Source organism: Pseudomonas sp. PB120, assembly GCF_009761815.1.
In the GTDB taxonomy this organism is placed as follows: Bacteria; Pseudomonadota; Gammaproteobacteria; order Pseudomonadales; family Pseudomonadaceae; genus Aquipseudomonas.
Genome location: NZ_RWIN01000011.1, coordinates 79,009 through 93,292, shown reverse-complemented (window position 1 = coordinate 93,292; position 14,284 = coordinate 79,009). Strand labels below are relative to the sequence as shown.

At 58.0% G+C, this 14,284-nt stretch carries 14 protein-coding genes; 4 read left to right on the top strand and 10 right to left on the bottom strand.

What is annotated here, in order from left to right:
* Positions 1 to 222: 222 nt before the first annotated feature.
* The 6 genes from msrQ to EJA72_RS01460 form a co-directional block, all read right to left on the bottom strand.
* Positions 223 to 843, bottom strand: coding sequence for a protein-methionine-sulfoxide reductase heme-binding subunit MsrQ (gene msrQ / locus EJA72_RS01485; RefSeq protein WP_157709763.1), 621 nt, complete (start codon positions 841 to 843; stop codon positions 223 to 225).
* Positions 843 to 1,853: a protein-methionine-sulfoxide reductase catalytic subunit MsrP gene (gene msrP / locus EJA72_RS01480; RefSeq protein ID WP_157709762.1), complete on the bottom strand. Its 1,011-nt coding sequence runs from the start codon at positions 1,851 to 1,853 to the stop codon at positions 843 to 845. Before msrP ends, msrQ begins: the two co-directional genes overlap by 1 nt.
* 58 nt (positions 1,854 to 1,911) lie before the next feature.
* Positions 1,912 to 2,766, bottom strand: coding sequence for a CDP-diacylglycerol--serine O-phosphatidyltransferase (gene pssA / locus EJA72_RS01475; protein ID WP_008156794.1), 855 nt, complete (start codon positions 2,764 to 2,766; stop codon positions 1,912 to 1,914).
* A 144-nt stretch (positions 2,767 to 2,910) separates the two neighbouring features.
* Complete coding sequence (ilvC, locus tag EJA72_RS01470) at positions 2,911 to 3,927, bottom strand: ketol-acid reductoisomerase (RefSeq protein ID WP_007948647.1); 1,017 nt, start codon at positions 3,925 to 3,927, stop codon at positions 2,911 to 2,913.
* 48 nt (positions 3,928 to 3,975) lie between these two features.
* Positions 3,976 to 4,467: an acetolactate synthase small subunit gene (gene ilvN / locus EJA72_RS01465; RefSeq protein ID WP_003205610.1), complete on the bottom strand. Its 492-nt coding sequence runs from the start codon at positions 4,465 to 4,467 to the stop codon at positions 3,976 to 3,978.
* A 2-nt stretch (positions 4,468 to 4,469) separates the two neighbouring features.
* Complete coding sequence (locus EJA72_RS01460) at positions 4,470 to 6,194, bottom strand: acetolactate synthase 3 large subunit (RefSeq protein ID WP_178128962.1); 1,725 nt, start codon at positions 6,192 to 6,194, stop codon at positions 4,470 to 4,472.
* A 400-nt stretch (positions 6,195 to 6,594) separates the two neighbouring features.
* Here EJA72_RS01460 and EJA72_RS01455 point away from each other — a divergent pair, with 400 nt between their 5' ends.
* Positions 6,595 to 7,008, top strand: coding sequence for a DUF4124 domain-containing protein (locus EJA72_RS01455; protein WP_157709761.1), 414 nt, complete (start codon positions 6,595 to 6,597; stop codon positions 7,006 to 7,008).
* A 97-nt stretch (positions 7,009 to 7,105) separates the two neighbouring features.
* Here EJA72_RS01455 and EJA72_RS01450 read toward each other — a convergent pair whose 3' ends face one another.
* The 3 genes from EJA72_RS01450 to mrcB are packed head-to-tail and all read right to left on the bottom strand — an operon-like array spanning position 7,106 to position 10,534.
* Complete coding sequence (locus tag EJA72_RS01450) at positions 7,106 to 7,441, bottom strand: YqcC family protein (RefSeq protein ID WP_157709760.1); 336 nt, start codon at positions 7,439 to 7,441, stop codon at positions 7,106 to 7,108.
* A complete protein-coding gene (locus EJA72_RS01445) occupies positions 7,441 to 8,193 on the bottom strand; it encodes a tetratricopeptide repeat protein (RefSeq protein ID WP_178128961.1) in 753 nt (250 codons plus the stop codon). Before EJA72_RS01445 ends, EJA72_RS01450 begins: the two co-directional genes overlap by 1 nt.
* 16 nt (positions 8,194 to 8,209) lie before the next feature.
* On the bottom strand, positions 8,210 to 10,534 hold the full coding sequence (gene mrcB, locus EJA72_RS01440; protein WP_157709759.1) for a penicillin-binding protein 1B: 2,325 nt from the start codon (positions 10,532 to 10,534) through the stop codon (positions 8,210 to 8,212).
* A gap of 117 nt (positions 10,535 to 10,651) precedes the next feature.
* Here mrcB and EJA72_RS01435 point away from each other — a divergent pair, with 117 nt between their 5' ends.
* The 3 genes from EJA72_RS01435 to EJA72_RS01425 all read left to right on the top strand — a co-directional run bounded on the left by EJA72_RS01435 (position 10,652) and on the right by EJA72_RS01425 (position 13,161).
* Positions 10,652 to 12,208 carry a bifunctional aminoglycoside phosphotransferase/ATP-binding protein gene (locus EJA72_RS01435; protein WP_178128960.1) on the top strand — a complete coding sequence of 519 codons (1,557 nt, stop codon included), beginning with the start codon at positions 10,652 to 10,654 and terminating at the stop codon, positions 12,206 to 12,208.
* Between the two features lie 91 nt (positions 12,209 to 12,299).
* Positions 12,300 to 12,644, top strand: coding sequence for a pentapeptide repeat-containing protein (locus EJA72_RS01430; protein ID WP_157709758.1), 345 nt, complete (start codon positions 12,300 to 12,302; stop codon positions 12,642 to 12,644).
* Between the two features lie 244 nt (positions 12,645 to 12,888).
* A complete protein-coding gene (locus tag EJA72_RS01425) occupies positions 12,889 to 13,161 on the top strand; it encodes a TfoX/Sxy family protein (protein WP_009050884.1) in 273 nt (90 codons plus the stop codon).
* Positions 13,162 to 13,414: 253 nt separating this feature from the next.
* Here EJA72_RS01425 and EJA72_RS01420 read toward each other — a convergent pair whose 3' ends face one another.
* Positions 13,415 to 14,266, bottom strand: coding sequence for a ChaN family lipoprotein (locus EJA72_RS01420; protein ID WP_157709757.1), 852 nt, complete (start codon positions 14,264 to 14,266; stop codon positions 13,415 to 13,417).
* Positions 14,267 to 14,284 lie beyond the last annotated feature (18 nt).

The following is a 14,284-nucleotide window of genomic DNA, read 5'->3' as shown; positions in this document are numbered from 1 at the left end:
TCAACCACTTGCGCTTTCGATCTCTCGTCAGCGGGAGGCGAATTCTACAGCGTTACACGCTGCTGTCAACACCTCTTTTTCAACTCCCTTTCGGCTTCGATGACCTGAAGCAACCCGCTGTCGAAACATGCGTAACTCGTTGTTTACCAAGGAGTTTTCCGTTTCGACTGCGCCGGAAGTGGGGCGAATTATAGACATCTGGAATCTGCCGTCAAGCCTTAATTAAGCCTTTCTTGCAGGGGATGCTTTTTTAGCCAATAAACGCGGGATTCGGCGGGTAACTACAGGTATACGCAACATCAACAGTAACGCCCCTATAGAGGCATAGATTGCCCACTCCTTTAGATCGGCACGCACGATCCACAGCATATGCAACAACCCAAGGCCGAGAATCACATAGATCAAACGATGCAACTTCTTCCATCGCACACCCAAACGCCGCTGACTGTAGCGATTGGACGTCAGCGCCAACACCAGTAAACAGAGAAAACCCAACGCGCCCACAATAATGTATGGCCGCTTGCGCAACTCGACACCCAGTTGCGACCAATCGAACCCCAGAATGAATGCGGTATATCCACTCAGATGCAAAACCACATACGCAAAACACCACAACCCCAACTGCCGTCGGACAGCAATCCACCCCGCCCACCCCGTAAGCTTCTGCAAAGGAGTCATGCTCAGGGTAATGAGCAACAGCACCAGCGTCCCAAGCCCCAATCGGTCAACCAGCACCTTGCCCGGATCAGGCCCAAGCACATCGGCCCAGGCCTGATACAACCAGAGCAGCGGCCAAACCGCCGCTGCGATGAAAACGCCGACACGCCAGAACGGGTACCGCATCAGTAGTTCTTCCGAAGATCGAGCCCTGCATATAAAGAAGCGACTTCATCCGAGTACCCATTGAACATCTGCGTGTCGCGCACATTGGGCTTGAACAATCCGCTCGGCAAACGCCTTTCTCGGGCCTGCGTCCAACGGGGATGATCAACCGTAGGGTTCACGTTCGCATAAAAGCCGTATTCATCCGCAGCAATGCTCTGCCAGGTGGTTTTTGGCTGCTCGCTAATCAGACTGATCCGCACGATGGATTTGACGCTCTTGAAGCCGTACTTCCACGGCACCACCAAACGCAGAGGCGCGCCGTTCTGATTAGGCAATTCTCGCCCGTACATCCCCACTGCAAGAATCGCCAATGGGTTCATCGCCTCATCCAGACGCAACCCTTCGACATAAGGCCAATCGATCAAGGCGAAACCCGAGCGCTGTCCCGGCATCGTCTTGGGGTCTTGCAGGGTCTCAAAGCGAATGAATTTCGCCTTGGAGGTCGGTTCAACCACATTCAGCAACGCCGAGATGGGAAACCCGATCCACGGAATGACCATTGACCACGCTTCCACGCAACGAAGACGATAGATCCGCTCTTCCAGCTGATAAGGCTTCATGAAGTCTTCCAGCGCATACCGCCCTGGCTTACCCACCTCCCCGTCAATTACCACGCTCCACGGCTCGGTTTTCAGCGCGCCAGCATTGGCGGCCGGATCACCTTTATCGGTGCCGAACTCATAAAAGTTGTTGTAGTGAGTCGCGTCCTTGAAGGGCGTGATCGCCTCATCCTTGACGTTGACAGCACCCCACTTGATAGAAGGGAGCTTTTGCGTAAACCAGGAAGGCGCATTACCAGGCTCGACATCGGCATAACGTGCCGCATCCTCGGCAGAGGCCCAACGCGGCAGACCGCTCACGGCCAAACCGGCGACGGCACCGAGCACCTTGCGACGAGACAGGTAGAAGGATTCAGGCGTGACGTCCGACTCATGGCAGTCAGACGCCTTGGGGACTTTGATCAGCATGGCAACTCCGCAGCATTGGAGGACAGATGCACCAATAGACTGCGGAGTATGAGGGAAATTACGCGTTCTTGTGCCGACGAAGACGTAACAGATATTGCACCGGACCAGACGCTGCATAGGCGAGGAATACCAACAGCAGGATCCGCGGAGGATCACTGAACACGACGGCAAACACCAACACCACGGCCAGGATCGCAACAAAGGGAACGCGCCCTTTCAAGTCCAGCTCCTTAAAGCTGTTGTACTTGATGTTGCTGACCATCAGCATACCGGCCGCCGCAACCATCAGAGCCACCAGGAAAGACATCTTGGAGCCCTGAATCCCGTAATCACTGAATGCCCAGACAATACCCGCCACCACACCTGCGGCAGCCGGGCTGGCCAAACCAATGAAGTAGCGTTTATCGGCGGTGCCGACTTGGGTATTGAAACGCGCCAGGCGCAGTGCAGCACCGGCGACATAGATGAAGGCGACCATCCAGCCGACCTTACCCATATCCCCGAGCGCCCAGCCGAATGCGAGCAAGGCTGGAGCGACACCAAAGGCGACCATGTCCGACAGCGAGTCGTACTCGGCGCCGAACGCACTCTGGGTGTTGGTCATCCGGGCAACTCGCCCATCGAGACCATCGAGCACCATGGCGACAAAAATCGCGATCGCGGCAAACGCAAAATATTTGCTGGCGCCGATCGAGTCACCGGCACTCAAGGCGCTCTGGGCGCTCATCGAGTTGATGATGGAATAAAACCCTGCAAACAGGTTCGCAGTGGTGAACAGATTCGGCAGAAGATAGATACCACGATGCCGGACTTTACGGCCTTCAGCGTCGTGCCCTTCTTCAATGTGCTCATCGATGGGCAGCAGGCTTTCGGCGTCAGAAGCCTGGTTTGGCTCTTCGGGACGTTCGCTCATGGACATTACCTTGCAACGGGGTGGAAAGTTTCGACAGGTGTCTGGGACGACGGTTCGGCCGCAAACGATGCAGCTTTATACCAGAACCGGTCGCCCAAACGAAAAAACGCGGCCTAGGCCGCGTTTTCCGTACAAGTGCGCGACTTAGTTTTTGGCTTTGTCGACGATCTTGTTGGCACCGATCCACGGCATCATGGAGCGCAGTTGCTCGCCGATGATTTCGATACCGTGAGCGGCGTTGTTACGACGCTTGGCGGTCATCGAAGGATAGCCGGTTGCACCTTCGCTGATGAACATCTTGGCGTATTCGCCGTCCTGAATACGTTTCAGGGCGTTGCGCATGGCCTGACGGGATTCGGCGTTGATAACTTCCGGACCAGTCACGTACTCGCCGTATTCAGCGTTGTTGGAGATCGAGTAGTTCATGTTGGCGATACCGCCTTCGTACATGAGGTCAACGATCAGTTTCAGTTCGTGCAGGCACTCGAAGTAGGCCATTTCCGGCGCGTAGCCAGCTTCAACCAGGGTTTCGAAACCGGCTTTGACCAGTTCAACGGTACCGCCGCACAGAACGGCTTGTTCGCCGAACAGGTCGGTTTCAGTCTCGTCCTTGAACGTGGTTTCGATGATGCCGGTACGGCCGCCACCAACGCCGGCAGCGTAGGACAGTGCAACGTTTTTGGCGTTGCCGGAAGCATCCTGGTAGATAGCGATCAGGTCAGGAATGCCGCCGCCCTTGACGAACTCGGAACGCACGGTGTGGCCTGGTGCCTTCGGCGCGATCATGATCACGTCGAGGTCAGCACGCGGAACAACCTGGTTGTAGTGAATCGCGAAGCCGTGGGAGAAGGCCAGGGTGGCGCCTTTCTTGATGTTCGGCTCGATTTCGTTCTTGTACAGAGCAGACTGGAATTCGTCCGGGGTCAGGATCATGACCAGGTCGGCAGCTGCTACAGCGGAAGCAACGTCGGTCACTTTCAGGCCGTGAGCTTCGGCTTTGGCAACAGTGGCCGAACCTTTACGCAGACCAACAGTAACGTCAACGCCGGAGTCTTTCAGGTTGCACGCTTGAGCGTGGCCCTGGGAACCGTAACCGATGATGGCAACTTTCTTGCCCTGGATGATCGACAGGTCGCAGTCTTTTTCGTAATAAACTTTCATGAAATTCCCCTATATATCCAGGCCGTTCAGGCCATTCGCTAATTTGGTTTAGATGCTGAGTACTTTGTCGCCGCGAGCAATGCCGGTTACGCCGCTACGGACGGTTTCCAGTATCGAGGCGGTGCCAATGGACTGAATGAAGCTGTCGAGCTTGTCGCTGGTACCGGTCAGTTGAACGGTATACACGCTGGCGCTGACATCGACGATCTGCCCACGGTAAATATCGGTAGTGCGTTTGATCTCGGCGCGCTGGGCGCCGGTAGCCTTGACCTTGACCAGCATCAGTTCGCGCTCGATGTGAGCACTTTCCGACAGGTCGACCAATTTGACCACTTCGATCAGCTTGTTCAGGTTCTTGGTGATCTGCTCGATGATCTCATCGTGACCAACGGTAGTCAGCGTCAGACGCGACAGAGTCGGATCTTCGGTCGGCGCTACCGTCAGGCTTTCGATGTTGTAGTTGCGCTGCGAGAACAGGCCGACTACACGAGACAGAGCACCGGGTTCGTTTTCCAGAAGCAAGGAAATAATGTGCCGCATGATTAAGTACGCTCCGTCTTGCTCAGCCACATATCACGCATGGAGCCGTCTTTGATCTGCATCGGGTAGACGTGCTCGCCGGCGTCGACCTTGATGTCGATGAACACCAGGCGATCCTTCATGGCGAAAGCTTTTTCCATCATCGGCTTCAAATCCTTCAAGTCCGTGATGCGCATGCCCACGTGACCGTAGGCTTCGGCCAACTTGACGAAGTCCGGCAACGATTCCATGTAGGAGTGCGAGTGACGTGCGCCGTAGCTCATGTCCTGCCACTGACGAACCATGCCCAGCACGCCGTTGTTGAGCAGGATGATCTTCACCGGCAAGTCATGCTGCAGGCAGGTCGACAGTTCCTGAATGTTCATCTGGATACTGCCTTCACCGGTCACACACGCCACGTCAGCGTCCGGGAAGTTCAGTTTCACGCCCATTGCTGCCGGGAAACCGAAGCCCATCGTGCCCAGGCCGCCGGAGTTGATCCAGCGGTTCGGCTTGTTGAAGCGGTAGTACTGCGCCGCGAACATCTGATGTTGACCCACGTCCGAAGCCACGTAGGCATCGCCCTTGGTCACTTCGTGCAGGGTTTCAATCACGGTTTGCGGCTTGATGATGCTGCCGTCGCCCTTGTTGTAAGGGAACATGTCGCGATCACCGCGCCACTCTTCAACCTGCTTCCACCAGGCAGCAACCGAATCCTTGTTAGGGGTTTCGCCGATCTCCTTGAAGGTAGCGACCATTTCGGTCAGTACGCTTTCCACCGGACCTACGATTGGAACGTCGGCCTTGATGGTTTTGGAGATCGATGCCGGGTCGATATCGATGTGGATGATCTTGGCGCTTGGGCAGAACTTCGACGCACCGTTGATAACACGGTCATCGAAACGTGCGCCCACCGCCATGATCACGTCAGCATGGTGCATCGCGAGGTTGGCCGTGTAGCTACCGTGCATACCGAGCATGCCCAGGAACTGGCGGTCGCTGCCCGGATAGGCGCCAAGGCCCATCAAGGTGTTGGTCACCGGAGCGTTCAGCAGTTGCGCCAGCTCGGTCAACGGCGCCGAGCCATTACCCAGGATAACGCCGCCGCCGGCATAGATGATCGGCCGCTTGGCTGCCAGCAACATCTCCACGGCTTTGCGGATCTGGCCGGAATGGCCACGAACCGCCGGGCTGTAGGAACGCAGCTTGGCTTTTTTCGGGAAAACGTATTCGAACTTCTCGGCCGGGTTGGTCATGTCTTTCGGGATGTCGACAACGACAGGACCAGGACGACCGGACTGCGCCAGGTAGAACGCCTTTTTCATGACTTCCGGGATTTCCGAAGCATGCTTGATCATGAAACTGTGTTTCACGATCGGCCGGGAGATACCGATCATGTCGGTTTCCTGGAAGGCGTCAGTCCCGACCATGGTGCTAGGCACCTGAGCGGTCAGGATAACCATCGGGATCGAATCCATGTACGCGGTGGCGATACCGGTAATGACGTTGGTCGCGCCGGGACCGGAGGTCACCAGTACGACGCCGGCCTTACCGGTGGCACGCGCATAGCCGTCAGCCATGTGAGTGGCCGCTTGCTCATGACGTACGAGAATATGTTGAACGGCTGGTTCTTTGAACAGCGCGTCATAGATATGCAATGCAGCACCACCCGGGTACCCATAGATATATTTGACGCCTTCGTCGCGCAAAAAGCGGACGAGCATCTCACCGCCAGATAAAAGCTCCACGTTGTTCACCTCTAAAACGCCAGAATACCGTCCACACAACAGGGGACGGGTCTTAATAGGTTTACTTCTCAGCAGAGCATGAGCGACGGTGGTCGCCGACTACGTCAGCACTGACTGAGCAAGTATTGGGATCGTCCCAAGTGTTGCGGGGCTTTCCCACCCAGCGCGAGGTAACGCGTTGCGGGTGTAACAGGTCGGCGCGGATGTGCGCCTCATGATCTGCCGAGTGGGTCTGCTTCTGGCAGTCCCTCTACAGCGGACTTTGGATTCTTCTGTTTCGTCCTCTGCAAGTCAAGTCGTCTATGTGCTTTATTGAAGTAAGCACATGAGAAAGCAAGAAAAAACCGATAAACATCAACTGTGTTAGCTTCAATTGCGCAACTCATGGCAAGGAAATGACATGCGAAAGCTCTTCATGGTCGGTCTGCTCATCAGCCCTTGGTGCATAGCGGGTCAGATCTACAAATGGGTCGACGCCCAGGGCGTTACCCACTTCGACGCACAGCCACCTCAAGGCCAGGAAGCGACCACCGTGGTGACGCCCTCCTCGTCCACCGGCAAACCAGGCGTGCCACCGCGCAATAGCGCCATCGGTGATCAACAGGCCATCGACAAGACGGTTAAAAAACAGGTCGCCGAACAGCAGGCACAGCTCAAGGTCTTCTGCGAGCAGGCCCGGACGAACCTGGCTCAGTTGCAGAACAATCCGCGATTACGGGAGGAAGTTGATGGTGAGATGCGCCGCCTGACCGACGAACAACGTCAGGAGCGCACCACCGAAGCACAGAAGCAGATTGCAGATAATTGCCAGTAGATACCTGCTTGCTCGCGACGGCGGTGCAACATTCAACACATGCGTTGAATGTGATGCCGCTTTCGCGAGCAAGCTCGGCTCCTACAAGGGATCAGGGTCAGCGAGAGGCGGTGATCAGCAGGTCGAACTCTTTGAGCAGTACCTGCAACTGCCGATCCTTGCCCTGGACATTGCGACTGGCGAAGACCATTTCGGCCATCTCCTGAATGCCCGAGGCATTGGGCAACGGCAGATCCTGCTCGATGATCGCCTTCATGCGCGGCAGGAAAATCCATTGCAGCCACTGCTCGAAATCCAGCGTATCGACCGAAAACGGTTCGACGCTGGAAAGCGCTTCATCGCTGGGCCGGGCGTCATCCCACCAGCCCTGGACACGCAGCTCGCGTTCAATCAACAGCAACTGTTCGGCAATCTTCGGAAAACGAACGTCCATCACAGCGAAACCTTGGCCTTCTGACGCGCCAGTGCAGCACCGGCGGAGTCGCCCTGCTTCTCACGCGCCTGGGCGATCAACCCCCACAGGCTGGCTTGAAGGTCCGGACGACCATTGGCCATCGTCAGACCCCGACGGGCGAACTGTTCGGCCTGAGCCGCGTCGCCTTGAGCCATGCGCACCTGGGCCAGACGATAAAGCACTTGCGGCTCACGCGGCGCGACACGCTGGGCGCGTTCGAGGCTGGACGAGGCACCATTGAGATCACCACTGGCCTGTTGCTGCTGGGCAGTGGTCAGCAGCGCCAATACCGGGCCGTCCAGTTGCTCATCGGCAGACAGACCGCCACCGGTACTCGCCGAAGGAATCCCGCTCGGCGTCGACGGCATGGTGTAGCTGCCTTGATTGATCGGCGCGGACTGGACCGGCGAGGTGTCGATCGGGCCTGGCGTGATAGGGCCTTGAGTGCTCGGGCCCGGGGTGATTGGCGAAGTGCTGATCGGGGCAGAGGTGACGGCACCGCCACCCGGAACCATGACCACTACACCCGTATCACCTTGCGGAATCGCTTGGGTCTGAGCTTGCGCAGGACGCTTCACGGTCGTCTGGCGGAAGCCGCCATTCGCCGAAACGCGCTCACTGTTGGAAACCGCGCTGCCGGAATCCACAACCGGAATCGAACCACGTTGTACGGTGGAGCAACCGCTGAGCAAAGCCACGGCGGTAACCGCTGGAATCAACCACTTGTTCACTTGAAACCCTCTTTGCTTAGTTCATCCAGCCTTTGACCCAATCCATCACCGTTTCGCCGGAAACAGGGCTTTCGCCACCGCAAGCAGCGCCGGGAGGCGGTTCACTGCCGCGAATATACGGCATCTGCACGGCACCTGGGCAGTTGGCGTCAGAGCCTTGCCCGGTACGGGAATCGACCCATGCCTGAACAATATTGTCTGGCTGCGGCATGTCCAGCGGCAGCGGATCAGCCTTGCGCATGAAACTGGTCCAGACCTGCAATGCACCGGTCGCACCGGTGAACGGCGTCTTGCCGTTGTCATCGCGACCCAGCCAGACCACGGCCAGCAGGTCCTGGCTGAAACCTGCGAACCAACTGTCTCGTGAATCGTTACTGGTACCGGTCTTGCCGGCCAGCGTCAGGGTCTTTGGCAACACGTTATAAACCGAACTGCCGGTGCCTTCACGCATGACCCGCTGCATGGCGCTCTGGATCAGGTAAATGGAGGCCGGGTCGAAGCGTTGCTGAATCTGGAACGGGTAACGCTTGAGCGGCTCGCCTTCGGCGGTCAGCACGCTACGGATCCCGCGCATTGGTGTGTTGAAACCACCGTTGGCGAGGGTCTGATACATGGTCGCCACTTCAATCGGCGTCATTCCACCCGCGCCCAGCAGCATCGACGGGAACGCCGGGAATTCGCGAGTTATGCCCAGACGTCCCAGAGTCTTCAGGACATTTGGCACCCCCACCGCCAACCCGAGACGCGCGGTCGATAAGTTGTAGGAATGTGCCAGGCCCTGGTACAGGAAAACGGTGCCATGGGAGCGGCGATCATAGTTCTGTGGTTTCCAGACCTGACCATCAGCCCCCTTGACCGAGAATGACTCGTCCGACAGCCAACTGGTCAGCGTGTACTGGCTCGGCTTCTCAAGGGCGGTCAGATAAACCGCCGGCTTGATCAACGACCCCACGGGCCGGACAGCATCCAGTGCACGGTTGAAACCGGCGAAACTCGCCTGGCGACTGCCGATCATGGCCTGGACTTCGCCGGTTTCCGGGTTGGTCACGACCATGGCCGCTTCCACGTCATCCGCGCCTTTGCGCCCGGACAAACGCTTGAACGTGTCGTTGACCGACGCTTCGGCCTTCATCTGCAAGATTGGATCGAAGCTGGTGAAAATCCGCAGCCCCTCTTCCGTCAAGTCTTCGTCGCGATAGTCTTCGCGCAACTGACGCTTAACCAAATCGATAAAGCCCGGGAACGAGCTGTCAGCCAGCTTGCCGCGCGTGGTCACACCCAACGGCATTTTCTTCGCCGCAGCGACCTGCTCCGCCGTGGCGACGCCTTGTTGCTCAAGCACATCGAGCACCAGGTTACGCCGCTCGAGCGCTCGCTCAGGATTGCGTCGCGGGTTGTAATAGGACGGCCCCTTGACCATGCCCACCAGCATCGCGACTTGATGCAGCTTCAGCTCGGACAATGGCTGCCCGAAGAAAAACTGGCTCGCCAGGCCGAAACCGTGCACCGCCCGCTGGCCATCCTGACCGACGAACACTTCGTTGAGGTAAGCCTCAAGAATTTCCCGCTTGTCGTAATGCAGCTCAAGCAGCATCGCCATCATGGCTTCCGTGAGTTTTCGGGTCAGGCTGCGTTCACTGGTCAGGTAGAAGTTCTTGACCAACTGTTGCGTCAGCGTACTGCCGCCCTGGGTCATCTTGCCGCCCGAGGTATTGACGTAGATCGCTCGCGCAATCGACTTCGGCGACACGCCCCAGTGGCTATAGAAATCCCGGTCTTCCACGGCGACCAGGGTTTCCAGCAGATACGGCGGGACCTGATCGATCTTGATCAGAATCCGGTCTTCGAGGTTTTTCGGATAAATGCCGCCGATCAGCAGCGGTTCCAGACGCACCACGGAAAGCTTCGAACCGTTCGTCGCCGAAAGCTCGGCCACGTAGTCGCCCGAGAAACGCACGCGTACCGGCTGGGCTTTTTCCAGGCCTTCATAGAACTGGAAGCCGCGGGTATTCAAGTCGACGGTGTTGCCGTTGACCGCTGCAGCGCCAGGGCCATTGCTCACGGCTTCGCGTCGGTAGCCCAACGCATCGAGCTCGGTCAGGAAGTCGTCTTTGCTCAACTTCTGGCCAGTGAACAGCTCCAGCGGGCGTGCATACACCTTCGCCGGGATCGTCCAGCGCTTGCCGGAGAACTTTTCCTGGACGATGGCGTCGAGGTAAACCGCGAACCCGGCGAGCACCACAAGGCCGACCAGGCTGAGTTTAAGGGCCCAGCCCAGCCAGGGGCGCAGGCCCTTGGAAGGTGGTTTTTTGGGAGTGCGGGGGGATCGAGTACGAGTCATGGCGGCGGATTATACGCACTTTATTCATACTCAACAGAAGCCCTCCGAGGTTTGCGTCAGACGGACTTGCAGCCATAATGGCGGCCTCGAATTTTCCCAGACTCTGAAGGATCGCCTGTGAGCCAGTCCCTGATCGCTGCTCTGCAAAACCCTGCCCTGTACCCGCATCCTGTGGATGGGTTCCAGGTCATCGAAACCCATATTTCCTGGGTCATCCTGACTGGCGCCTTTGCTTATAAAGTGAAGAAGCCGATGAATTTCGGCTTCCTCGACTTCACCACCCTCGACGCCCGTGAACATTTCTGCGGCGAAGAACTGCGTCTGAACCAGCGCCTGACCACTGATTTGTACCTTGAAGTGTTGCCCATCACCGGTAGCGCCGAAGCGCCACAGTTGGGTGGTGAAGGTCCTGCGATCGAATACGCCCTGAAAATGCGCCAGTTCCCACAGAGCCAGCTGCTGAGCACGCTGCAGGCCAACGGCGAACTGACCACCGCGCACATCGACGAGATGGCCGCGCAGATTGCGCAATTCCACCTCACCGCACCGAAAGTGCCGGCCGAGCACGAAGCCGGCACGCCGGACAGCGTCATGGCACCCGTGCGCCAGAACTTCGATCAGATCCGCCCTTTCCTCAGCGACAAGGCCGACTTGCAGCAACTCGACGCCCTGCAAGCCTGGGCCGAAAGCAGCTTCGAACGCCTCAAGCCGCTGTTCGCTCAACGCAAGGCTGACGGCTTCATCCGTGAATGCCATGGCGACATCCATTTGGGCAACGCCACCGTGATCGATGGCAAGGTCGTGATCTTCGACTGCATCGAGTTCAACGAACCGTTCCGCTTCACCGACGTTTATGCCGACACCGGTTTCCTGGCAATGGACCTGGAAGACCGCGGCCTCAAGAGCCTGGCACGTCGCTTCATCAGCCAATACCTGGAGCTGACCGGCGACTATCAAGGCCTTGAACTGCTGAACTTCTATAAAGCCTACCGCGCTTTGGTTCGCGCCAAGGTCAGCCTGTTCAGCATGCCGGCCGAGGCCGACGCCGTGCAGCGCGCCACCACCCTGCGCCAGTACCGCAACTACGCCAACCTCGCCGAAAGCTACAGCACCATTCCTTCGCGTTTCATGGCCATCACCCACGGCGTTTCGGCCGTCGGCAAGAGCCACGTAGCCATGCGCCTGGTGGAAGCACTGGGTGCCATTCGCCTGCGCTCCGACGTAGAACGCAAGCGCCTGTTCGGTGAGCAGACGGTTGCCAACGACCCGCAGGCCGGCATTTATAGTGCAGACGCCAGCGCCGCCACTTACGCTCGCCTGCATGAAATTGCGGCCGTGATCCTGCGCGCCGGTTTCCCGGTGGTGGTCGACGCCACTTACCTCAAGCGCGACCAGCGTGATGGCGCGGCGAAAATTGCCGAGGCGACCGGTGCTCCGTTCCTGATCCTCGACTGCAATGCGCCGCAAGCAGTGATCGAGTCCTGGCTGGCCTTGCGTCAGGCCGACAACAAGGACCCGTCTGACGCCAACCTGGCCGTTATCGAAGCGCAGCAAGCGAGCCGCGAAGCGCTGACACCGGCAGAAATCCTTTGCAGCAAACGCGTTCAGACTAATGAAAGCGGGACCCTGGACACCGTCGTGGCACAGATCCGCCAACGTCTGCCGGGCCTCTGAGAAAGTATTTCAGCCGTGAAGCCTTCGCCGGCTTCACGGCTGCCAAATAGTGGCACTATACTGGCGTCATAAAACCAACAGGTGATGTGACATGAGCCAGCCAAAACTTCTCGACTCTCCGCTTTATGCCTTGCTGCACAAAGACGACATCACAGGTTTCAACAAGGAACGTCCGCTGGAAGGCCCTATCGACATGGTCGGTGGCGACTTCCGGGGGCTGGACCTTCGTGAGTTGAATGCCGAGGGGGTCGACTTCACCGACGCGTACTTCCGCTCCGCCGACTTGCGCGGCATCGACTTTCGCAACGCCTCTCTCGAAGGCGCGAGCCTGGCCCATGCGCAGATCTCCGGCGCCTACTTTCCGCCAGAGCTGAGTGCCGACGAAATCCTGATGTCGATGAACTTCGGGACACGCCTGCGTTACCGCACCCGCTAAAAACGACCTGCAACCGACACGTCCGGCACCCCACGCAGTGTGCTGGACGCTGCGTATTGTTCGCCTGAACGCTGATTCCCTCCCCTCTTTTCCTACCGTGTTCGGGAATTTTCCCGACGCGTCAACGCGCTGCCGCTTAGAAGCTTTTGCGTCGAAACCGACCAAACAATCACGCTTTTCCTACTGATGGCTACACTCCTGAGAAGCTCGCCCACGCTCCGTCCGGCTGTCGCAAGGAGGCTTGATGAATGATGAATTGCAACACCTGAAGAATCTTGGCAAGACGTCGGCGCAGTGGCTGCATGCCGTGGGCATTCACAGCGCTTCGGACTTGCGTCGCCTTGGAGCGGTGGACGCCTATCGAGCCGTGCGGACACGCGGGTTCAGAGCGTCCAAGGTGTTGTTGTATGCGATCGAAGGCGCCCTGATGGATGTGCACTGGAATGACATCCCCGCCGAGCGCAAGGAAGCACTGAATAAACAGCTGGACGCGATTTCATCGCGGCATAAAAACTGAACCGGGAAAAAGCGCAGGCTGCCCCAATGATTTCGGGGCTTTCCAGAGGGCAGGCGGCACATTTCAACTATTTCAGAAATCAGCGGTTGACTTGGTAATGAGAATCGCTATGATTATCACAACTGGTCGCGAGACTGGTCGATATTTGAAAAGCCCTTGGTTCGGACTCTCAGATATCTCCTCATCAGGCTAATCACGGTTATTTGACCCGGCTCTTGCCGGGTCTTTTTTTGCCTGCGAAAAAGACATCCACTCACTTGCCGAATTGCTTGCGCATCTGCGCACAGTAGTCCCGCGCCGGCGTGGCAGACGTGTACCAGACGTAATCAGCCATGGCTGCGGTGACTACAGTGCCCTGCTGCGCCAGCATCAAAACGATCGGCGCTTGTGGCGCCCCAAGATCCAGCACATGGATCGGCACGCCAACATCCTTTCGCGCATGGTAAGCACCGGCAAACAGCAGGGACGGCGTGGGAGCCGCCAGCAGACGTTCGGCCATGCGCCGATCACGTTGCTGCTGCACCGCCAGCATTGCCGGCATTTGTGATTGCGGAAGCAAGCCGCAGTGAGACTCGCTGACCTGTTCCAGCAGTTCGTTTCGGACCGCAGGAGCGTTGGAGCGCGCCCCGCTCAGCGATGGAGGGTTGGCGTAGACGCTGCGAACTTCCACAGCGTCCAGATTGGCCGCCAGCAATGGATACGGCTGACCCAGGGCAAACCGCATGATCGGCCCATATAAATCCCAGTCCCAGCCAGATTGCCAGGCTAATGCACCGGGCAAATCCGCTGGCGGTGTCGAAGTGTGGCGAACGTCATCGACACGCAGTTGTTGATCGGGCGTGAGCATTTCCAGCAGCAGACTGCCTTGGGGTCGCCGCGCCCCTAACGACCGCAACAACCACAATTGCAGCGCATGGTGGTCGCGATTGTCATGCTGCTCACCCACGATCACCCTCGCAGGTTTCCCCAATCGAGCGATCAATTCCTGCGCCGTGATGCCCTGCCCGCTGCGCAAATCGCGAATCTCACCGGCAACCGGCGGTGGCATCGACACATGCTGACAAGCACTCAACAACACCAGGGCCAACATCAGAATCCCACGCATGCACTCACCCCTTTGGAA